Origin of the sequence: Pseudoalteromonas sp. MIP2626 (assembly GCF_013414205.1) — a bacterium.
Taxonomy (GTDB): domain Bacteria; phylum Pseudomonadota; class Gammaproteobacteria; order Enterobacterales; family Alteromonadaceae; genus Pseudoalteromonas; species Pseudoalteromonas nigrifaciens.
This window is the reverse complement of sequence record NZ_JAATTW010000009.1, coordinates 24836-46350: the sequence shown is the minus strand read 5'-3', so window position 1 is coordinate 46350 and position 21515 is coordinate 24836. Positions and strand designations below refer to the sequence as shown.

The window sequence follows — 21515 nt, the reverse complement described above, 5'->3', positions numbered from 1 at the left end:
GGGCTAATAAATTAAAGCCCTAAGTGAGCTTTAATTTTTTGTAACTCGGCTTTTAACTCATCGACTTCGGCGAGTAACTCATTGAGTTCTTCACTTTTTAATTCATCAGTCGCTTGCTCTGCAGGGCGTGTTATTTCACTTATTGGCTGCTCGCCAAGCAAATGCATATAACGACAGTCACGTTTACCAGGCTCGCGCGCAAGTTTGGTTACTATGTCACTTTCAATTAGTTTATTAAGTACAAGCTCAACGTCATCTACACTATTAAAATTTGCTAATCGTGCGCATCGCGTTTTTAATTCTCCGGGAGTTTGTGCACCCCGTAACAGTAACAAGCAAATAATTGCGCGCTGCTGCGCACTAAATTTTAAGCTACTAAACTCGGTGTTACAAAAACGGTGGTCGTATTTATTTACTCGTCCAGAAAGCCCTTCATCAATGGTAACCAGTCGGGCATTTATTAATTCATCGAGTGCAATTTGCACTTCGCTGTCGGTTAAGTTTAAAACCGGTGCACGATTTGATTTTTGATTACACGCATTAGTTAGCGCATTTAACGACAAAGGGTAGTGTTCGGGAGTTGTACTTTGCTTTTCTAGTAAACAGCCAATAATACGCTGTTGATTTGCTGATAATTGCATAACTCATCTCAACTAATAAACTATATGATTAGCTTACACTTTTATTGAGTGCCAAGCCATTGCTGAAGTTTAGGGTGCAGTGCACTAAAATCGAGTGGCTTACTTAAGTAATCATTCATACCCGCTGCTAAGCACTTTTCTTTGTCTCCCTGCATTGCATTGGCAGTTAAAGCAATAATAGTTATGTTTTGATAATGCTTACCCGAGTCGCCATTTCTAATCGCTTTAGTTGCTTGGTAGCCGTCCATTTCAGGCATTTGGCAGTCCATTAAAATTAACTGGTAAGTATTAGCGGGTTGCTCATTTAGTTGCTTTATCGCCTCACGTCCATTCTCAGCAATATCAAATGAAATACCGGCTTGTTTTAATAAAGCCCCAGCAACAACTTGGTTAATTTTATTGTCTTCTACTAATAAAACTTGTGGCTCATTTGTATTCACTAATGGCGTTTCAGTGAGTTTATTTTGTAGTTGTGCCTGTTGTTGCTGTTGTTCTATGTATTTATCATTAGCAAGAGAATCAAATAGGTCTGAGGGCGTTAATGGCTTAAAAATCATTGAGTCTACTTTTAAACTTAGCGTAGAGTCATCTTTGGAATAGCTCATAGGTGCCATTATTATCAGCTTACAACTGTGCTTAGCCAGGTAATTTTTAACCTCAGTAATTTGCGATTGCGGCGCTTGTTCAAAAAAATAATAGTCGATTAAAATAGCATCGAGGGTTTTAGTTGCCTGCTCTTTAAAATACGCACTTACAGCAGTATAGTCGGTTAAGGTATTTGCATTTGCTTGCCATATAATCAGCTGCTTTTTGGCTATAGTTGAGTTTAATAAGCAGCTATCAATAATTAAAATATGTTTGTTTTTAATTAAGTGGCTAGGTAGGTCTTGCTGCTTACTTAATTTAGGTTGTACTTTTATTGAAAACGAAAAAGTACTGCCTTCGTGTAGCATACTGGTTACGCTTACTTCACCTCCCATCAGTTCACATAACTGCTTTGCAATAGCGAGGCCTAAGCCTGTGCCGCCATACTGGCGTGTTGTAGAGGTATCTGCTTGAGTAAATGAGTCAAATAATGTGGCGTGTTTTTCTGGTTTTATGCCAATACCGGTATCAATAATGGAACAAACTAAAGATGTACCATCGGTTGTTTCATCAATTTTTGCGGTGACTACTATTTTTCCGTCAAATGTAAACTTAACCGCGTTACTAATTAAGTTACTTAATATTTGTCGTAACCTATTAGGGTCGCTAACTATTTCGCTGACGGTGATGAGGGTTGCATCTAAAATTAAGATGGTATTATTTTGCTCGGCTTTAAGCGCAAATGATTCAACAACCTCACCTAACAAACGTGGTAAATTAAATTGAATCTTTTCAATATCTAATTTACCAGCCTCTATTTTAGAAAAATCTAAAATATCGTTAATAATATTCAGTAATGATTGCGCCGACGACTGAGCAAGCTCTATGTGGTGCATTTGTTGTTGATCTAATTGGGTGTTTTTTACGATATTGAGCATCCCTAACACCCCATTCATAGGAGTGCGAATTTCATGACTCATGCTCGCTAAAAACTCACTTTTAGCAGCTACAGCTTGCTCTGCCGTTTCTTTGGCTGTTACTAGTTGTTGCTCTGTTTCTATACGTTTTTGGCTAGAGTAAAGGCTGCCAATAAGTGCTGCTACAGCAATTAAAAAGCTTTCTTCGTTGTGCGCCCAAGCGCGGGTTTTGTTGCATTGCTCGGCGCAAACCATACCTATGATCCCACTTCCGGCAGGAATAACTGCACACAACATGGCATTTATTTTTAGTGGCTTTAGGTAGTGCTCTTTAATTGGCATTAAAATAGGGCATTGCTGTGCATCTGCTGCACTAAATATGGCTTTGCGCTCTATGGCCTCAAAAAAATCAGGAATATCTTTTTGTAACCATGGTTCATTGTTGTTATTTGTTGTGGTGTTTATATTATGAAAGGCAATAGGCTTGAGCTGGGTTTTATTGTCGCTAAATAGCCAAATGCTGGCTTGATCGATGTTGAGCGCCTGACAAATTGCTTGAGTAATCACATCTTTAGATTGGCTTAATTGCCCGTTTAAAATTTGATCGTTAACGGTTAAAGACGCTAAGGCTTCGTTAAATAGCGATATTTTATTATTTTCTAATTCTATTTTTTTACGGGTATCAATATTTTGTAATGAGCCAAATATTCTTATACAGCGTTCATTTTTATGCTCAGCTTCACCGTGCACCAATACCCAAATAATATTACCTTTAGCATCAATAACTTCAAGTTCAGCTTCGTAGCTCTCACCAAATTTAATTGCTCGTTCAATTAATTTAGCTGCCGTTTCTCGGCTTTTCCCAGGCTTAAAGTAGCCAAGATCCTTTGGCCATTGTGGTTGTTCGTCAGGGGCGTATTTAAATATTTTTTTGGTCATATCAGACCAATATGCTTGTTTGTTTTCTAAATTAAACGACCAAGCGCCTACGAGTGCCAGATCACTCATAACTTCCAGCATTTTCTCATTTTGCTGTTGCCGATTAAGCATTTTTAAAAAGAACAAAAATGACCAAATAATCAGTCCGCATATAATTATGCTTGCTAAGCGTAGTGGCCAAATAGTCGCGCTAGGCGGGGCCCAGCCCTTTTTAGGTACAACATAAAGCTCCCAGCTTCCGCCTTGAAAGTTAAGCGTAAACTCTAGTGGGTCTTGTTGCTTTATACTTTTATCGCCATAAAAAAAATCGCCTTTTTTACCTAAGCCATGGCGTCCTTGAATAGCAACATTGTACTGCTCTTGAAGCTCGTAAATACCAGCGTTTTGATATATCTTTTCAAGATCTAATACGACAGAAAGCAGCCCCCAAAAGGATTTATCTGTTTTATAAACAGGAACGCGAGCAACAAGTGCAGAACTCCCTTGTATTAAAGTTAGCGGGCCAGCCATTACAATTTTATTTGTGTCTCTGGCTCTAATTGCATCGATACGTTGAGTTTCATTATCTAAAAAATTAAGGCCTAAGGCTTGTTCATTACCGGCAAGCGGGTAAATCATTTTAATTATCATGTCGGGCGCACCGCCAATATTTCGTAGCTCGTTTGAGGTCTCAAATAAGGGGGCTGCAATTTGTGAGAAACGTGCTTGGTCTAAATTAGCTTCGGTAGTAATAGCGACTCCCAAACCACGAATTAACTGAATATTAGACACTAAAGTTGCTTCGAGTTGGGCCCTGTAAGTGCTCACTTCTGAAAAGGTATGTAATTGATTGGCGTCTTTTGCACGATTATAATTAATACGATCTAGCATAATGATAACTAAGACTATAAGCGTAATCGACAGCCAAAAGGCTAACTTAAAGTTATTGTTTTTACTGTTGTTACTACTTTTCATTGGCGACATTAGCTACATTTTGCTTTTATATTAGACAGTACCCACTATAGCTAATTTATTGTACAAATAAAAATGGCGCATCAGATTATGCGCCATTTTATTTTTATAATTAATAGTTTAACTAAATTACGAGTCGCTAACCTCGCGTGCCCAATGCTGCTGTTTAGCTACATGGAGTTTGCGATAACCATCAAGTAATGCGGCATGCTTTGTAAAGCCAGTAAGCGATAAGCCTGGGAAGGTTAAACCGTTAAATAATTTACGACCTTCGGCTATTTCAATTGCTAGCGTTACATTGGCAGTACCAAACATTAAGCCTAATGCATCTTGATAGTCTGCATATTCGCGTTCGTCATCGTATTTTATTTCTAAAATAGCTTTTAAACAGCGAAAGTGACGCATTGCATCTTCGTTTACTTGCCCGGTATGTAATATCCAGTCAACCCAATCAATGGCTTCTTCGTTACCTGCGGCTAGGCAAAGGTGCGCTTTTAGTTCACCAATACGCAGTGTATCCCAAGATGTATCAGGGTTGGTTACTAAACCAATAAACTCGGCGGCGCGAATGATATCGCTATGACCCGCTTCCTCTAGTGAGTCATAAATTTCCATCCATTGCTCAACGTCGTACTGATCGAGTGATAAAAATGTTTCGCGGAACTTAGCGCCTTCATTGTTGTTACGCCAAATCAGTTCATCAACTGGGTAAATGTCTGACATACCAGGGACTAAAATACGACATGCATATACGTTTAAGTGGGTGTAATCCATGATGTAAATATCATGCCCCATGCTATGAATTAAGTCGGTACAAAAGTTATATTCTTGCTCAGTTGTGCCGCTAAAGTCCCAATGCACAAAGTCAAAGTCGGCTTTTGCGCGGAAAAAGTCATGAGAAATTAAGCCACTAGAATCAATAAAGTGCAGTTCAGTGTTTTCAGGAGAGGCAACTTCATCATTATCAAAAGTAGCAGGTTGGAACACATCAAGTTGATCTAAACGACGACCTTGTAATAGTTCTGTTACGGTACGCTCAAGTGCCACTTCAAACGATGGGTGAGCACCAAAAGAAGCAAATACAGAGCCATCGGCTGGGTGAATAAGGGTAACGCTCATTACTGGGTATTTACCGCCTAGAGAGGCATCGGCAATACGTAAATGAAAACCATGGCTGCGTAACTCTTCACACGCTTCATGAATTTTAGGATACAGCTTAACTACTTCTTCAGGCACGATAGGCAGACACAAGCCCTCAGTAATAATGCGGCTTTTTATAGCGCGTTCAAATACTTCGGATAAGCCTTGTACGCGTGCTTCAAATTTAGTATTGCCGGCGCTCATACCGTTAGATACAAAAATATTACCAATAACGTTAACCGGAATATACACATCTTGGTTATCGCTTTGGCGGGTGTATGGCACAGTACAAATACCACGCTTAACATTACCAGAGTTAAAATCGAAAAGGTGCGATGCATTAAGTTCGCGCTCTGGGTCAAAGTAGTCCCATAAGCTTTCATCCATAATGCCTTCAGGCACTTCATCGTTTGTTACTGTAAACCATTTTTCGGTTGGGTAATGGGTAAACTCTGCATGGGCAAATTCTTCACCTAAATAAAAGTCAGCAAAAAAGTAGTTACAGCTTAAGCGTTCAAAGTATTCGCCTAATGCTGAAGCTAACGATGCTTTGTCGTTTGCGCCTTTACCATTGGTAAACATTACGCCACAGTCTTGGTCACGAATATGTACCGAATAACAGTTAGCTACAGGGTTAAGCCATAACGCTTCCTCAATATTAATATTAAGGGCTTTTAGCTTATTTTGCATAGTAGAGATCGACGATTCTAAATCGCGGTCTTTACCTTTTATAAATGTTTTATCAGTCATACTCATCTCAACTAGGGCTGCACAATATGTGGATTAGCTATTATCGTGGATTTTGAGGTTTATTTCATCCTTTGCGCCGCAGAATATGACTTTTTAATAGAAGGATAGTAAATATATGTTAATAATACTTTATTAGAATTCTTAAAGGATAGCTGGATGTTTAAAGTAATCAAGCGCTTGCTGCTGTTAGTAGTGGTTTTAGGGCTGGCCGGTACTGCGGTTGTTTATGGTGTACTTAGTTTGAGTTTACCAGCGCTTGACGGCAAAGGTCATAGCGAAGCGATTAATGAGTCGGTCATTATTTCGCGCGACGTACTTGGTCAAGCTGTTATCAAAGCACAAAGCCACAACGATGCCGCTTATGGTTTGGGGTATGCGCATGGGCAAGACCGATTTTTTCAAATGGACTTACTGAGGCGTAATGCCGCTGGTGAGTTGAGCGAAATTTTTGGTAAGGCGGCGCTAGCACTAGATAAAAAAATGCGTTTTCATCAATTGCGTAAACGCAGCCAAGTTATTTTAAAAAATCTTCCTGAGTCGGATAAGCAATTACTTAAAAGCTACGCTCAAGGGGTTAACGAAGGGTTATTGCAAATAGGTTACTCAAGCTTTGAATATTTGCTCACTGGTGCACAGCAAAGGCCATGGCAAAGCGAAGACAGCCTATTAATAATTTTTAGTATGTATCTTGATTTACAAAGTGCCACCTTTGAGCGCGACCAAGCATTAATTCAAATTGAGCAGCAATACGGCAAACATATGCTCAAATTTTTAACGCAACCTAGTCAATACCAAGCTGCGCTTGATGGCAGCCAGCTAGCGCCTTACAGCGCAGGCATACCTAAACTACCAATACTCAAGCAACAAACGCAGCAATCATCCACTGTGCAATCATCAACACCAGCAATGTATGCATTTAATTCTTTTGCAGCAAGCCAAGAGCGCGGCAGTAATAACTGGGCAGTTACCGGCGCATTAACTACAACCGGATCTGCTATGCTCTCCGATGACATGCACTTAGCAATGGCAGTGCCTGTTATTTGGTACAAAGCGCAACTAAATTATGTACATAACAATGTAAAAACCCAAGTTACGGGCGTATCGTTACCGGGGGCGCCAGCTATTGTAGTAGGCACTAATAATCATATCGCATGGGGGTTTACCAATGGTTATATTGATACCGCGGATTGGGTTGCGCTTACAAGTAACAATAAAACGTGGCAAGTAGATGAGCAAATTGCATTACCTAATAATGAAGCCGAAACTTACACACTTACCCTGAGCGAATATGGCACGGTAAAATATATTAACGGGCAAGCTTATGCACTGAGCTGGGCGGCGCATCAAAGTTATGCGGTTAACATGCAATTATTACAGCTCGAACAGGCAACTGAAGTTGATGATGCCCTAGCTATAGCCAGCGATGTAGGTATTCCGGTACAAAATTTAATTGTAGTTGATAGCCAAGGCAGTGCCGCATGGAAGTTAATGGGGGGAATTCCTGGGCGTAAAACACCCAGCGAGCTTAGTGTGAAAAGTACTGATTACTCGCCGCTTTGGTTGCAAAATGAAGCGCAGCGCCCCGTGGTTAAAAACCCAGTAAGTGGACGAATATGGACTGCAAACTCACGGGTGGTAAGTGCTCAGGATAACGAGCGCTTTGGTAACGGCGGCTATTCACTTGGCGCGCGTGCAACACAAGTGCGCGACCGCTTGTTTGAAAAACAAAAATTTGTTGAAGATGATTTTTATCAATTACAGCTTGATAACCAAGCACGATTTTTAATTCCTTGGCACGCTTTATTGCTCAAGCAACTCAAAGCCGATGAAGGTAATAACGCCGCGTATATTAGCGCTGTTGAAAACTGGCAGCAGTGCGCGTGTGCAAGCTCAGTAGGTTATACCTTGGTAAAGCATTATCGTGATGAAGTGATTAATATTACCTTTAGTACGTTGCAGCAAAGCTTAAGTGAGAAAAATGGCACGTTGAGCTACGTAAGGCGTGACTTAGAACCGGCAGTTTGGCAGCTTATTAACGCGCAACCAAGCAGTTGGCTCAATCCACAATTTTCAACTTGGGAGCAGCAGCTGCAGGGGGCATTTAGTCAAACTATTGCTAAACTCAGTACGCAATACGGTAATAACATTCAAGGCTGGCAGTGGGGCAAAGTAAACGAGCTGGTTATAGAGCATCCGTTTGCTAAACAAATACCAATACTTGCCCGCTTTTTAAATATGCCAAAAACGCCAGGGTTTGGTGATAGTTACATGCCAGCAGTGCAGGGGCGTAGCTTTGGTGCTTCACAGCGCTTTATTGTACAGCCCGGACATTTAGAAAACGCCATTTTAACCGTACCTGGCGGGCAGTCTGGGCACCCGTTATCAAACTTTTATCGTGCCGGTTTTAGTCAATATATTAATGCAGAAAACACGCCATTATTACCACAAGCGCTAGTACATCAAATAATAATATCGCCAAAAGGCAAGTAGCTGTTTAGTGAACTAAGCTAGAGCTTGTTTATCTTTCGAGATTAAATTTACAGCCGTATGTTTGGTTTTTAGGTAAGGCAGGGCCTATGTCGTGTAATTATTCTTCATAAATAGACGATAATTAATTATAAATATAAGTGAGCACTAAAATGAAAAAATTACTTCCCGTATTAATCACTGGCTTGTTGTTAAGTAGTGCGGCTTATGCCGATGAAAGTGTAGTTAAAACGCAAAAACTGAGCGAGCATATTTATATGTTACTTGGTCAAGGAGGCAATATTGCTGTAAGTGTCGGCGACGATGGTATTTATATTATTGATGATCAATTTGCCAAGCTTTCAAGCGATATTAAAAAAACGATTAGCGATTTACAGCCCGGCAGTACTGAGTTTGTAATTAACACCCATCATCATGGCGACCACACCGGAGGCAACGAAAATTTTGCTAAAGCAGGTGCCCACGTTATTGCTCACGATAATGTGCATAAGCGCTTAGTAGCGGAGCATGGTGAAGGGTCAGATTTTTTACCACGGATTAGTTTTAGCCACGATTTAAAGCTGCACTTTAACAACGAACATGCTCATGTAATGCATTATCAGCATGCACATAGTGACGGTGACGCAGTCATATTTTTTAACAAGGCTAACATTGTACACATGGGCGACATTTTCTTTAACTTTGGCAGCTTACCGTTTGTAGATGTAGACAGTGGTGGCAGTGTTGATGGTATTTTAGCGGCTGTAGATGACGTAGTGAAACAAATTGACGATAATACAAAAGTGATCCCAGGACATGGTCCGCTAAGCGATCGTTCAGGGCTGGTGGTGTATCGTAAGCTGGTGCAAAAAGCCAAAGATGTTATGCTTAAAGCAATGCAAAACAAGGCAAGCTTAGAGCAAGTACTTAACGCCGACCCATTGGCAGAGCTTGGCCTTGAATACGCTAGCTGGTTACCTAAAGAGCGTGTAACTACACTTTTTTATCGTAGTTTAAAACAATAAAAATGAATTAAGTAATAGCACATCAACTATTTTATTAAGCTGGGCGTATGTTCGGCTTTTTTATTCCCCATTCCTCAAGGAGTTGTGTATGACGGTAGAAAAAACCCATCTCGAAATTTGTAATTTAACTAAAGAGCAATACCCACAAATTAAAACCTTGATGGATCAAGCATACCCAGATTTAGGTGGTGCATGGCCTAGCCATACAATTTTTAGATTAATAGACCAGTTTCCAGAAGGGCAAATAGGCATTGTGGGTGATGGTGTGCTGGTAGGCTTAGCATTAAGCGTGCAAGTAGACTATGCCCGCTTTTCTAACCCCCATACCTATGAAGACATAGCCGATGGTCATGACCGCGTATTTAGTGATACCGCTGGCGATGCACTGTATGGCTTAGATGTTGCGATTAGCGAAACGCACAGAGGTATGCGCCTTGGGCGTAGGCTGTACGATGCCCGAAAAGAATTGTGCCGCCAATACAACTTACGCGCTATTTTAGCGGGTGGTCGTATTCCGCGTTATTACAATCACAGTAATGAAATGACCCCAATGGAATATATAGCTAAAGTAGATCAAAAAGAGCTGTACGATCCTATCTTAAGTTTTCAGCTAGCAAACGATTTTCAAGTTAAACGCTTACTTAAAAAGTATTTACCCGAAGATCAAGAATCAGTAGGTTATGCCACATTACTGGAGTGGAATAACATATTGTACGAACCAACCGACACCGTTATTAATATAGTAAAGTCGATTGTGCGTGTAGGTGCGGTGCAGTGGCAAATGCGTAAGGTGGAGTCGGTAGAGGAAATGCTCAAGCAGGTCGAGTATTTTGTTGATACGGTTTCTGATTATCAAAGTGACTTTATTTTATTCCCTGAGTTTTTTAATGCCCCGCTAATGGGGTTAACTGAGCAAGTTAATCAAACCGAAGCGATCCGCAATTTAGCCGAGTACACAGAAACCTTTAAAAATGCTATGTCGCGTATGGCAATTGAATACAATGCCAATATTATTACCGGCTCAATGCCAGTAGCCGACGGGGATAAAATTTATAACGTCAGTTATTTATGTCACCGCAGCGGTAAAATAGATGAGCAACGTAAAATTCATATTACCCCGCATGAGCAAAATGACTGGGTTATTCAAGGCGGCGACAAAATAGCGGTATTTGAAACTGATGCTGGGCGTGTTGGTATTCAAATTTGTTACGATGTTGAGTTTCCAGAACTATCTAGAATTATGGCCAAAGAAGGCTTAGAAATTTTATTTGTACCTTTTTGGACTGATACTAAAAATAGCTATTTACGGGTACGTCATTGTGCTCAAGCACGCGCTATTGAAAACGAATGTTATGTGGTTATAGCAGGCTCTGTTGGTAACTTACCAGAAGTAGAAAGCCTAGATGTACAGTTTGCACAATCGGCAGTACTTACACCGTCTGACTTTTCATTCCCACATGATGCAACACTCAATGAGGCAACCACTAATACCGAAATGTTGTTATTTAGTGACCTTGATATGGATAAATTAAAAATTCTTCACAGCGAAGGGACAGTACGTAACTTAAAAGATCGACGTGAAGATTTATACGACATAATGCTAAAAAAAGTGAGCGACGATAAAAAGGTTAGTGCGGATAAGCAAAAAAGTAGCTTTTAATCACTACAAAATAGGTAGCTTATTAAAGTGTGAGCTGGTTAATTATCATTAATCTTGTTTATTGCTGTTAATGAATAAATTAGCTCGCTAAAATACCGCAAATTTTTAATAGAGTGAGTGCTTTAAGTGGCTTGGATGTATTTAATAATTGCGGGCTTGCTTGAAATTGGCTGGCCAATAGGCTTAAAAATTTCGCAACAAAGTGACAGCCGCTGGTTAGGTATTGGCATTGCGGTTGCATTTATGGTGGTTAGTGGTTTTATGTTGTGGCTAGCTCAACGTGATATTCCTATGGGTACATCTTATGCGGTATGGACAGGCATTGGCGCTGCTGGCACATTTATTGTGGGCATTTTGTTTTATGGTGATGCCGCCACTTTTGGCCGTATTGCCGGTGTATTAATGATTATTTGCGGTGTGATCACACTTAAAATAAGTCATTAAAAAGTAAACTCAACGCGGTTTAATCAAAAAAGCGCAGGCTTTTAATCCTGCGCTTTTTTTTTGCCAGTAATTAATTGGGCAACATGACTAAAATAGCGGCAACAGCAATGAGTAATAACCCGGCGCTGTCTTGTTTTTTAAGCGGTTGTTTTAGCCACAGTACGGCAATGAGTATGGTAAAAAACACCTCTATTTGGCCAAGCGTTTTTACATAGGCAACATGCTGCAAGCTCATGGCGCTAAACCAGCCAATAGAGCCCACACAGCTAAAAATACTAATCGCAACAGTTGTGCCTTTATATTGCCAAAGTTTACTGAGGGTGTGTGGCTCTTTTAATAATAAATAACCCAGCAATATTAGAGTTTGTAAGCTAATAACAAAAAGCAGTACCCAAGCAGCAGAGTGAGGAAATAATAGCCCTGAATTTAAACTGCCCTCACGTACCCATAATGAAGTAAGCGCAAAGCAAGTACCGCACGCAAGCCCTAATAAAGCTGTTTTGGCATCGAAGCGTTTAATGCTGGTTATACCGCTCATTAGCAGTACGGCAATAGCCCCTAAAAATACCCCCAACCAACCCAATAAGGTTAACGCCGAGCCAAAAAATAATACTCCTAAAATAGCGGCAACCAAAGCCTCACTTTTTGCAAGCCCAGCGCCCACAGCGTAATTATTCATTTTAAATAATTTAACCATTAAGCCAGTAGCAAGAATTTGCATAATACTTGCGCCAATAATAAAGCCCCAAAAAGCATTATTAAAACTAGGCATAGCGGTATCTTGGTATTGATATAAACCATACAAATACACAGCAGCAATAGGGCCTGCAACAATAAAACGCGATAGAGTAACGCCAGCTACGCTCACATTACTACTTAACTTACTTTGTAGTGCATTGCGCCACGCCTGCATAAAAGCGGCTAAAAAAGTGAAAAATACCCAAGTCATAATAACAATACAAAAATAATAGAGGGCGATAAGTTAACAAGGTATACAAAGTAAAGCGATAGTGCTTTAGGCTCAGCTGCGACAATATGCCGCAGTTTAACTGCCGTAAAATTAGTTTATAGTTGGCTTGATGTTACTGTTTAGCCGTCAGGTGCTTATCTGGCGGCTTTTTTATAGTGGGTGTGTTATTTTAAATAATTAACAATAACAAAGAACCGTACTATGACTATTTTAATCGCTTGTGCTTTATTGGCCGTTGTAATGCCTTATTTAGCAAGAATACCCGCAGTAATCGAACTTAATAAATTGGGCGGCTACGACAACAAGCATCCGCGCCAACAACAAACTCAATTAACCGGTTTAGGAGCGCGCGCTTTAGCTGCACACCAAAACTGTTTTGAGTCGTTAGCAGTATTTGCCGTTGCACTTGCGGTGGTATTAGGCACTAATAATGTTAATGCGGTAACCGAAACCTTGGCGATGAGCCACATTGTAGCGCGTGTTTTATTTTGTGCTTTTTACTACCTTAACCTAGATATTATGCGCTCAATTATGTGGTTTGTTGGTATAAGTACAGCTATTGCAATGATTGCAGTGAGCTTTTAAATTTATTTTAAAACCCCAAAGCGTTTTAAAAGGCGCTTACTTTATAATATCGCTTTTATTAATTGCAATATATTGCCCTTGGGCAAGGTTTAGCGTTTGCAGGGTTAGCTCGCTAATTTGCTCGCGATACAAGTCAATTACCTTGTAACCACAATAGTGTGCCATTTTTCTAATTTGCCTATTAAGCCCTTGCTTTAAAATAATACTAAATTGTTTGTCTGCTATTTTTTCAACGCTACAGGGCAAGGTTATTTGCTTATCTACCGGTACACCTGCGGCCATTTTTGTACAAAACTCGGCATCAATGCTTTTATTAACGCTAACTAAGTAACGTTTTGGCTGGTGGAAGTCGGGATGAATTAGTTGGTTACACAACTCACCATCGTTGGTTAATATAAGCAAGCCACGGGAGTCTTTATCAAGACGGCCAATAGGGTAAACCCGCGTAATAGTAGGCAGGTGGTGATAAAGGCTAGCAGGGTCATTCTGATCAAGCTTGCAGTCAATACCTACAGGCTTATGATAAGCAAAATAAATTAACTCAGCAGTGCCTTTAATAATTTGCCCGTTAACTGTTATTTGGTCTTGCTCATCAACATGGTCAATATGATTAGCCGGGCGGTTATTTACTATCACTGCACCTTCGTCAATTAAGCGTGAGGCTTGTTTACGCGAGCAAACACCAGCATGGGCAATGTATTTAGCGAGTCGAATTTTGGTGCTCATAAATGGTTGCTGTTAGTCATTGGCAAAAGTGTGCAGCAGATTATAGCAAAGCTGCCAAGTAAACATTACTGAAGGTGGGTAAATAGCTATAAATTTAGTGTTAGGCGCTACAGAATATGCATTTTTATAAGCAGCTGTTGGTTTAATAATTTTTAATTTTATAAATATTAGAGGCGTTAATGTATCAATTATATGCAAATAATGACGATTGCTTAAATCAGGCGCTTCGTCAAAAAATAGTGGCGTTTAATAGCGCGCATTTTGATGCTGAGCGTATGCCTATGGGTTATCAGTTTTTAGACGCACAAGAGGAATTGGTCGCTGGGATTAGTGGCTGTGTATTTGGCAATTGGTTGCAGATAAATTGGCTTTGGTGCAGCGAGTTAGTACGTGGCAATGGCTTGGCGACTAAGTTATTAGTCGCACTTGAAGCGGCTGCAGTTGAGCTTGGGGCAACGAGGGGGCAGCTCGATACGCTTGATTTTCAAGCCAAGCCTTTTTATGAAAAGCACGGTTACCAAGTTAAGTATCAACTTAATAATTATCCGCGCACGGGTACTCGCTATTTTATGGAAAAATCGCTTATTTAACCCTTGCAGGGTGATTAAATAGCTTTAAGTGGCTCGCCTGTAAAGGTTACGCCTAAAAACGGGGTCACTTCAGGAGCAAGCATAAAGGTGCGAATATTCATATGATCGCTACCTTTGGGGTTGTTAAGCACATCTTGATGATAAAACTGACCAAAGCAATCGAGCGTATTTTGTTTACTAAGTTGGTTTAGTTTTGCAAAAGCGAAAACTTTGCAAGAACCATTGTTCTCGCTCGCAGCACTAAGTAAACCATGATTATTAAATGCGCAAGGGGTGAAGCGGTAATGTGTATCGATAATTGCCATAGTGTCGGTAAATTCGATGCTTTTTGGCTCATTTGCCAATTTTTCTAGGTAGTCACTTAGAGTCACTTTCTGTCCTTAGGATTATTTTTATACTTAACTCTAACCTATCTGTTTACTGATTTATATTAAACTAGTACACGTGCACTTAAATTAAGTGTGATAAGGCATTAATGTTAGTTATTTCAATATCGGCAAGGCCTTTGTAAGTATAGTTGGCAGCTTGGTTATTTAACCATACAGATTGGCAGCCGGCATTATTAGCGCCTTGCACGTCGCTATCTAGGCTGTCACCAATGTGTAAAATAGCTTTGTGTGGCACCTGTAAATGTGTAGCTGCTTGATCAAACAAGTTATTGTGCGGTTTAGCTTTACCGTGTAAACCCGCTTGCAGTACCAAGTTAAATTTATTATTTAAATTAAACTGGCTCACATCGGCATTGCCGTTGGTTATGGCTATAAGGGTAAAGCGAGTAGCGAGCTTATCGAGTAAGTTAAGTACGTCATCGGTCACGGTTATATTACTGCGAGCTTGAGCAAATACCTTGTACGCAGCACTTGCAAAGTGTTTTGCGTCGTCGGCATTAAAGCCTTGCTTAGCAAGAAGTAAGCCCAGTGTTTGCAAACGCCACTGCGTTACATCTTCAATTAATTTTGGCTGCTGTTGCAGTGCACAATCACGACAATGCAGCCATTGCTGCAAGCCCTGATGTTGATAACCCGGCAGGGTATTTAAATAATCAGTTTGCGCTTGTACGGCGGCTTTTATGATTGGGCGATTGTCGTAAAGGGTATCGTCTAGGTCGAAGCTTAATACCGACACAGGTGCAATGGCACGATTAAAGCGGATCATATTATGGTTTCCTAATCAGTTCGCTTTTTTGCCCTTGGGTGCGTGTTGTCGTACACCTTGGCTAAATGCTGAAAATCTAAATGAGTATACACTTGAGTGGCCGACAAACTACTGTGCCCGAGCAGTTCTTGTACCGCGCGTAAATCGCCAGATGACTCTAAAATATGCGAAGCAAACGAGTGGCGCAATTTGTGCGGATGCACTTGCGAGCTAATGCCTTGCTTGATGCCCCATTCTTGCATTCTTAAACGTACTTGGCGTACCGAAATGCGATTTTTTTTGCTACTTAAAAATACTGCCACTTCGTCAGGGGTTGCAAATTGAGGGCGTATTATGAGCCATTTTTTTAGCGCGTTTAGCGCTTTACTGCCTACCGGAATTAAGCGTTCTTTATTGCCTTTACCGCGTACTAATATTTCACCATTTGCGGCGCTTATATCTTGTAGGTTGGCACCAACTAACTCGCTAATACGTAAACCTGATGAGTACATAAGCTCCATCATGGCTTTGTCTCTAATGGCCAGAGGTTCGTCGTCGGGTATTTCGAGCAAGCGTGCCATTTGATCTACATCGAGATTTTTAGGCAAAGGCTTAGCAAACTTAGGCCCTTTTATGCCTACCGCCGGGTTATGGTAATGCGCTTGTTTAGCAATATTTTTAGCTTTTAAGAATTTATATAAACTGCGAATACAACTGAGCTTTAAACTAATAGTGCGGCCACTTAATTGTTTTGAGCGCAGTGCCATGCTGTAACGGCGAATATGCTCACCCTGTACACTAAACCAGTCGTCGCAGAGCTTACTAAAGTAAAGCGCTGCAAAGCCAAGTTGGCTGACATATTGGTTAACAGTGTGCGCTGAGTATTGCCTTTCAAACTTTAAATAGTCGCTAAATAAAGTAATAGGCGTGCGCCAGTTATCGCTTAAGTCGCTGATATTTGGCGCAGGGTTGTCACTCATGCTAGTTCCAGCAACCTTGACTGCAGAGCGACTACAAAGTCTAGTACAAAAAGGGTGTCTTGTGCGGGCTCAAAGTGGTTGGCGTTGTTGCTGGCAAAAGCCAAAATAGCAATTGGCTTGTTAATATCACCAATTAAATAAATAGCCGTTGATTGCGCCGTATCGCTAAATAACAAATCTCGTTCTTGCTGATTAATACGCCCTAAATAGTGCCCTGAATTGCTCAGGCGATGCTCAACAAGTTGAGCATATTTAGTGTCGTACTTTACTAACCGACAGTCGCTAATATCTGGATTGCTACAAATAATATCTTGTAAGTTACTGGCAAGCGCATCGAAGTCGTTATTACTGCAAAGCTGTTGATGGCATAGGCTAAATAAGCGATACACTTGCTCATTTTGTGCAGCGTATTTGCTCATGCTGGCAATTTGATTTTTTAACAACGTATTGTGCTCGCGCAATTGCCGCTGCTGAATATGCACCAAAGATGTTGCACCTTGGGCTTGTTGTTGCAGCTCAAGCTGAGCAAGTAGCTCAGGGTGCTGAATTAAAAAATCAGGGTGGAGTTGTAAATAATCTACCACTTGCTGCGCGTTTAGCTCACTCATAGTGCCACTTGTCCATCAAACACATGCTCTGCTGGGCCGGTCATACGTACTGGGTGGCCTTCACCGTTCCAGCGAATTTGTAAACTGCCACCGGGTAAGTCTACTTGTACTGTGCTGATTAACTTATTTTGAATAAACCCAATAACCATTGCTGCACAAGCGCCTGTACCACATGCTAATGTTTCGTTTACACCGCGCTCCCACACTCGTAATTTAATATGCTCTTTGGAAATAACTTGCATAAAACCAATATTAGCTCGCTGCGGAAAACGCTCATGGTTTTCAAGTAACGGACCCAAAATATCAACTTGTGCGGTAGTAATATCGTCAACTTCTAATACACAATGTGGGTTACCCATAGAAACCGCGCCACTAAAAACAGTATGCTCTTCGGTACGAATAATATAGGTCAGTTCGCGCTTGGTTGCTTTGAGTGGGATTTTACTTGGCTCAAAATTAGGATGGCCCATATTTACAGTTACTTGGCCGTCTTTTTCTATGTATAGGGTTAAATTACCCGACTTAGTAGACACAGTAATTTTGTGTTTATTGGTAAGGCCTTTCATACGTACAAAGCGGGCAAAGCAACGTGCGCCATTGCCGCATTGCTCTACTTCGGTGCCATCGGCATTAAAAATACGGTAATGAAAATCGAGATCAGGGGAGTATGGTGCTTCAACCATTAGCAGTTGGTCAAAGCCAATGCCAAAATGGCGATCGGCCAGTTTTATTATTTGATCTCGCGACAAAAAAACGTTTTGTGTAATATTATCAATCACAACAAAGTCGTTGCCTAAGCCGTGCATTTTGGAAAAATTAACTAACATAGCGCTCTAATTCGGTTTTGCTCTGCGCTAATCATGCCACAGAGCAGGGACTTACAAAAACGTTTAAGGTAAAATATTCTCACCTTGATACAGGCTCTCTATGGTTTCGCGTTCGCGAATAAGATGGTGTTGACTGCCATCTACCATTATTTCTGCAACACGCGGACGAGAGTTATAATTTGAACTCATAGTAAAGCCATAAGCACCGGCACTTCTTTGTACCAGTAAGTCGCCTTGTTTAAGTGCTAACTCGCGGTCTTTACCTAAAAAGTCACCAGTTTCGCAAACAGGGCCAACAATATCAAAGTTATGAGTAGGGGTTTCGTCGTCGCGTACCGATACCGGAATGATTTTTTGCCATGCTTGATAAAGCGCTGGGCGCAGCATGTCGTTCATGCCTGCATCAACAATAGCAAAGTACTTATCTTGGTTTTGTTTAATAAATTCAACTTGAGTAACTAAAACTCCTGCGTTAGCAGCAATGGCGCGACCGGGTTCAAATATAAGCTCAAGGTGGCGATAATTAACTAGGCGCTCAGTAACTTGCGCTGCATATTCGCTAGGGTGCGGAGGTTGCTCGTCATTATAAATTACCCCTAAACCACCGCCTATATCTAAATGGGTAAGCTCGATGTTACACGCTTTTAATTCATCTATTAGCGTTAGTAGCTTATCAAGTGCTTCAAGAAAAGGTCTGGTTTCGGTGAGTTGCGAGCCAATGTGGCAATCAACGCCAATAATGTTTAATCCAGGCAGTGAAGCGGCATGCTGATACACGCTCACAGCTGTTTGAATATCTATACCAAACTTGTTTTCTTTTAAGCCGGTAGAAATATACGGATGCGTTTTTGCATCTATATCGGGGTTAACGCGAATAGAAATAGGCGCTGCTAAATTTAGCTCACAGGCCACTTCTGAAATACGTTCTAGCTCCGAGATCGACTCAACATTAAAGCATTTAATTCCGAGCTTTAATGCATAGGCTATTTCGTCTGCTGTTTTAGCCACACCCGAAAACACCACTTTGGAGGCGTCGCCACCGGCTTTAATTACTCGCGCCAGTTCACCCTTAGATACAATGTCGAAGCCCGACCCTAAACGCGCTAATATATTGAGTACCGCAATATTAGAGTTGGCTTTAACGGCGTAGCACACCAGGGATTTATGATCTTTAGTAGCATTAGCAAAGGCTAAATAATGGCGCTCAAAGGTGGCTCGCGAATAAACGTAGCATGGCGTACCATATTGCTGAGCAATACTTGCAATGCTTACGTCTTCAGCAAATAATTGATTGTTTTTATAATTAAAAAAATCCATTTATTGCTCCTGCTTTTTAGGTGTATTAGTTTGCTCAGTTTGAGTTGCTGGATTAGCTACGTCTTGAGGTTTATTTTGTTCTGCTTTTTGCTCTGGCAAATAGAGCGGACCGCTTTGACCACAGCCAGCTAATGCGCTTAGCAGTACAGTGCTTATTAATAGTTGCTTAAATTGTGAAGTATGTATCGCTTTCATTAGATTAATAGTGTTGCTGGCTTTATAATCGCAGAGTAACAGAATATCTAAAAAATGCAGCTATTCGCGGATGATTTTATTCCTGTTACACTAGCTGTACAAAAACGCATCCACTATTAGGCGGCTCGCCTGCAAAGGAAATTAACCATGACTGATCATGAATATCACCAATTAGCCGAAGCACTTATGTTCACAATTGAAGAACAAGTTGATGATTGTGAAGCAGATTTAGATTATGAGTCGGCACAAGGTATTTTAGAACTAATTTTTCCTGACAACAGTAAAATTGTGATTAACAAGCAAGCACCTTTACACCAAGTATGGGTTGCGACTAAATTTAACGGACATCATTTTGAATTACGTGGTGATAAGTGGATAGATAATCGCTCTGGCGCAGAGTTTTGGCAGTTTATTAACGAGGCATCAACTCGCCAAGCTGGCCAAGACGTTAAATGGCAATCATCGTTATGAGTTTAGAGTTTGTAGAATATCCGGCTCAAGGTGAGCATAAAGCAACCGTTATTTGGTTGCACGGTTTAGGTGATTCGGGGGAAGGTTTTGCACCCGTAGCACCACAGTTACAATTACCAAATGAACTAGGGCTGCGATTTATTTTTCCGCACGCGCCTGTGCAACCGGTCACCATAAATGGTGGCATGGAAATGCGTTCTTGGTATGATATTAAATCAATAGAATTAGATAAACGTGCCGATGAGCAAGGTGTAAGAGATTCTGCCGCTAAAGTAGAGCAACTTATTAACCAAGAAATAGCCAATGGTATTGCTGCTGATAAAATTATTTTAGCGGGTTTTTCCCAAGGTGGCGTTGTAGCCTTGCATTTAGCCCCACGTTTTGAGCAAAAGCTGGCGGGTGTAATGGCGCTTTCAACCTATATGTGTGTACCAGAAAAGCTGGCAGATGAAGCACTACACACAGATTTAAATATTTTTATGGCGCATGGTAGTCAAGATAATGTAGTACCGCCTAGTGCAGGTAAAAGTGCGTTCGAAGTATTAACAGCACTTAGCATGGATGTAAGCTGGCAAGAGTACCCTATGGCTCACCAGGTTTGCGCAGAAGAACTGCAAGCTATTCGCCATTGGTTAATTGCTCGCTTAAGCTAATAATGGAGCCGCTGAGGTTAAAATGAGTCAAAAAATAGTTATTAAAGCAAATGTTAAACGCGAACCACAAGAAAGTGTAACTACACTAACCTACGAGTGGAATTGGCGTCGTATTGTGAGTATTTCTATGCTGCTACTCATGACCTCTGCTGCCGTTATATATGGCTTAACCAGTGCCGTTAGTGCCGAGCAGGATGAACACCCCAATGAGCCAGAGGATAGAGTGTTGGCGCAAAGTAACGATATAAGCCAGCGTGCTGTTACTTCATTACAAACAACGCAAGTAGAGCTAAATACCTCGGCAACAGTTGCGTCACAAAACAGTGAAAGTGAGTTGTTAGTTGCGCCTATTAATTTAGTTGCAGAGCAAAAAGTAGCAGAGCCTGATAAAGTAGCAGCGGCAGAGTTACCCGTAATCCCGCAAGCTGAGATTAAAAACAACTCACCAGAGCCGGTTAATATTGAGCAAGTACCTACTACCGATTTATTAGTTGATACTGATGTTGCCGCTATTAGTGATACTGCACTCTCTAGCACGCAGGGCTTTGCCCCTTTAGCGCAGCTAGCGAGTGTGGCACTTGGCGCGCAAATAGATACCGATAAAATAAGCCGAGCAGTGCTTACACGTAAAGTAAGCAAGCGAGAGCCGGTAAATGTATTTGCTGCAGATATTCGTTTAAGTCAATTTGACGAGACGTTATCGTTTTTTAGTGAGCTAAAAAACTTACAAGGCCAACAGGTAAAGCATGTATGGTTTTTTGAGGATGATATTGTGGCTGAAATTGAGTTAGATATAACATCCTCTCGTTATCGTACGTATTCGACCAAGAATATAATGGACTCGCAAATAGGCCAATGGCGGGTTGATGTAATTGATGAGCAAGGCCAATTAATTGCTCAAAAAGAATTTAGAATATTAGCTGATTGAGCCAGCTAAATTG

The 21515-nt window shown here is 40.9% G+C and carries 21 protein-coding genes; 9 read left to right on the top strand and 12 right to left on the bottom strand.

The window, feature by feature from the left end; translation table 11 throughout:
• Nucleotides 1-11: 11 nt before the first annotated feature.
• From HC000_RS06615 to ycaO, 3 genes are all read right to left on the bottom strand, one after another.
• Nucleotides 12-641: a YceH family protein gene (locus HC000_RS06615; RefSeq protein WP_179807263.1), complete on the bottom strand. Its 630-nt coding sequence runs from the start codon at nt 639-641 to the stop codon at nt 12-14.
• A gap of 41 nt (nt 642-682) precedes the next feature.
• Nucleotides 683-4045 carry an ATP-binding protein gene (locus HC000_RS06610; protein ID WP_179807262.1) on the bottom strand — a complete coding sequence of 1121 codons (3363 nt, stop codon included), beginning with the start codon at nt 4043-4045 and terminating at the stop codon, nt 683-685.
• A 117-nt stretch (nt 4046-4162) separates the two neighbouring features.
• The gene (gene ycaO, locus HC000_RS06605; protein WP_179807261.1) at nt 4163-5923 is read right to left on the bottom strand and encodes a 30S ribosomal protein S12 methylthiotransferase accessory factor YcaO; all 1761 of its coding nucleotides are present in this window, start codon (nt 5921-5923) and stop codon (nt 4163-4165) included.
• 156 nt (nt 5924-6079) lie between these two features.
• On the opposite strand from ycaO, the gene HC000_RS06600 reads away from it, so the two are divergent.
• From HC000_RS06600 to HC000_RS06585, 4 genes are all read left to right on the top strand, one after another.
• Nucleotides 6080-8413 (top strand): penicillin acylase family protein, encoded by a 2334-nt coding sequence (locus tag HC000_RS06600; protein ID WP_179807260.1) that lies wholly within the window; start codon nt 6080-6082, stop codon nt 8411-8413.
• Nucleotides 8414-8562: 149 nt separating this feature from the next.
• Nucleotides 8563-9414 (top strand): MBL fold metallo-hydrolase, encoded by an 852-nt coding sequence (locus HC000_RS06595; RefSeq protein WP_179807259.1) that lies wholly within the window; start codon nt 8563-8565, stop codon nt 9412-9414.
• Nucleotides 9415-9502: 88 nt separating this feature from the next.
• Nucleotides 9503-11074, top strand: a complete 1572-nt coding sequence (locus HC000_RS06590) for a carbon-nitrogen hydrolase family protein (RefSeq protein WP_179807258.1) — start codon at nt 9503-9505, stop codon at nt 11072-11074.
• A 126-nt stretch (nt 11075-11200) separates the two neighbouring features.
• Nucleotides 11201-11518 (top strand): multidrug efflux SMR transporter, encoded by a 318-nt coding sequence (locus HC000_RS06585; RefSeq protein WP_041454308.1) that lies wholly within the window; start codon nt 11201-11203, stop codon nt 11516-11518.
• A gap of 70 nt (nt 11519-11588) precedes the next feature.
• On the opposite strand, the gene HC000_RS06580 is transcribed toward HC000_RS06585, so the two are convergent.
• Nucleotides 11589-12467: a DMT family transporter gene (locus HC000_RS06580; RefSeq protein ID WP_179807257.1), complete on the bottom strand. Its 879-nt coding sequence runs from the start codon at nt 12465-12467 to the stop codon at nt 11589-11591.
• 222 nt (nt 12468-12689) lie between these two features.
• On the opposite strand from HC000_RS06580, the gene HC000_RS06575 reads away from it, so the two are divergent.
• A complete protein-coding gene (locus tag HC000_RS06575) occupies nt 12690-13073 on the top strand; it encodes an MAPEG family protein (protein WP_086997040.1) in 384 nt (127 codons plus the stop codon).
• 36 nt (nt 13074-13109) lie between these two features.
• Here HC000_RS06575 and HC000_RS06570 read toward each other — a convergent pair whose 3' ends face one another.
• On the bottom strand, nt 13110-13799 hold the full coding sequence (locus HC000_RS06570) for a pseudouridine synthase (RefSeq protein WP_011326812.1): 690 nt from the start codon (nt 13797-13799) through the stop codon (nt 13110-13112).
• A 179-nt stretch (nt 13800-13978) separates the two neighbouring features.
• Here HC000_RS06570 and HC000_RS06565 point away from each other — a divergent pair, with 179 nt between their 5' ends.
• Nucleotides 13979-14389 (top strand): GNAT family N-acetyltransferase, encoded by a 411-nt coding sequence (locus HC000_RS06565; protein WP_179807256.1) that lies wholly within the window; start codon nt 13979-13981, stop codon nt 14387-14389.
• A gap of 14 nt (nt 14390-14403) precedes the next feature.
• Here the strand turns inward: HC000_RS06565 and HC000_RS06560 are convergent, their stop codons facing one another.
• The 7 genes from HC000_RS06560 to HC000_RS06530 form a co-directional block, all read right to left on the bottom strand.
• Nucleotides 14404-14760: a HopJ type III effector protein gene (locus HC000_RS06560; protein WP_179807255.1), complete on the bottom strand. Its 357-nt coding sequence runs from the start codon at nt 14758-14760 to the stop codon at nt 14404-14406.
• Between the two features lie 79 nt (nt 14761-14839).
• Nucleotides 14840-15544, bottom strand: coding sequence for an HAD-IA family hydrolase (locus HC000_RS06555; protein ID WP_011326816.1), 705 nt, complete (start codon nt 15542-15544; stop codon nt 14840-14842).
• Nucleotides 15545-15555: 11 nt separating this feature from the next.
• Nucleotides 15556-16503: a tyrosine recombinase XerC gene (locus HC000_RS06550; RefSeq protein ID WP_086997027.1), complete on the bottom strand. Its 948-nt coding sequence runs from the start codon at nt 16501-16503 to the stop codon at nt 15556-15558.
• The gene (locus HC000_RS06545) at nt 16500-17111 is read right to left on the bottom strand and encodes a DUF484 family protein (RefSeq protein WP_179807254.1); all 612 of its coding nucleotides are present in this window, start codon (nt 17109-17111) and stop codon (nt 16500-16502) included. The genes HC000_RS06550 and HC000_RS06545 overlap by 4 nt, the downstream gene beginning before the upstream one ends.
• Entirely contained in the window at nt 17108-17938 is an 831-nt protein-coding gene (dapF, locus tag HC000_RS06540) for a diaminopimelate epimerase (protein ID WP_011326819.1), read from the bottom strand. The genes HC000_RS06545 and dapF overlap by 4 nt, the downstream gene beginning before the upstream one ends.
• A 63-nt stretch (nt 17939-18001) precedes the next feature.
• On the bottom strand, nt 18002-19255 hold the full coding sequence (lysA, locus tag HC000_RS06535) for a diaminopimelate decarboxylase (protein ID WP_179807253.1): 1254 nt from the start codon (nt 19253-19255) through the stop codon (nt 18002-18004).
• Entirely contained in the window at nt 19256-19450 is a 195-nt protein-coding gene (locus HC000_RS06530) for a lipoprotein (RefSeq protein ID WP_011326821.1), read from the bottom strand. It lies immediately after the preceding gene.
• 147 nt (nt 19451-19597) lie between these two features.
• On the opposite strand from HC000_RS06530, the gene cyaY reads away from it, so the two are divergent.
• The 3 genes from cyaY to HC000_RS06515 are packed head-to-tail and all read left to right on the top strand — an operon-like array spanning nt 19598 to nt 21502.
• Nucleotides 19598-19921, top strand: coding sequence for an iron donor protein CyaY (cyaY, locus tag HC000_RS06525; protein WP_011326822.1), 324 nt, complete (start codon nt 19598-19600; stop codon nt 19919-19921).
• Nucleotides 19918-20574 carry an alpha/beta fold hydrolase gene (locus HC000_RS06520; RefSeq protein WP_041454309.1) on the top strand — a complete coding sequence of 219 codons (657 nt, stop codon included), beginning with the start codon at nt 19918-19920 and terminating at the stop codon, nt 20572-20574. The genes cyaY and HC000_RS06520 overlap by 4 nt, the downstream gene beginning before the upstream one ends.
• Before the next feature lie 22 nt (nt 20575-20596).
• The gene (locus HC000_RS06515) at nt 20597-21502 is read left to right on the top strand and encodes a DUF2914 domain-containing protein (RefSeq protein WP_011326824.1); all 906 of its coding nucleotides are present in this window, start codon (nt 20597-20599) and stop codon (nt 21500-21502) included.
• Nucleotides 21503-21515: the final 13 nt, after the last annotated feature.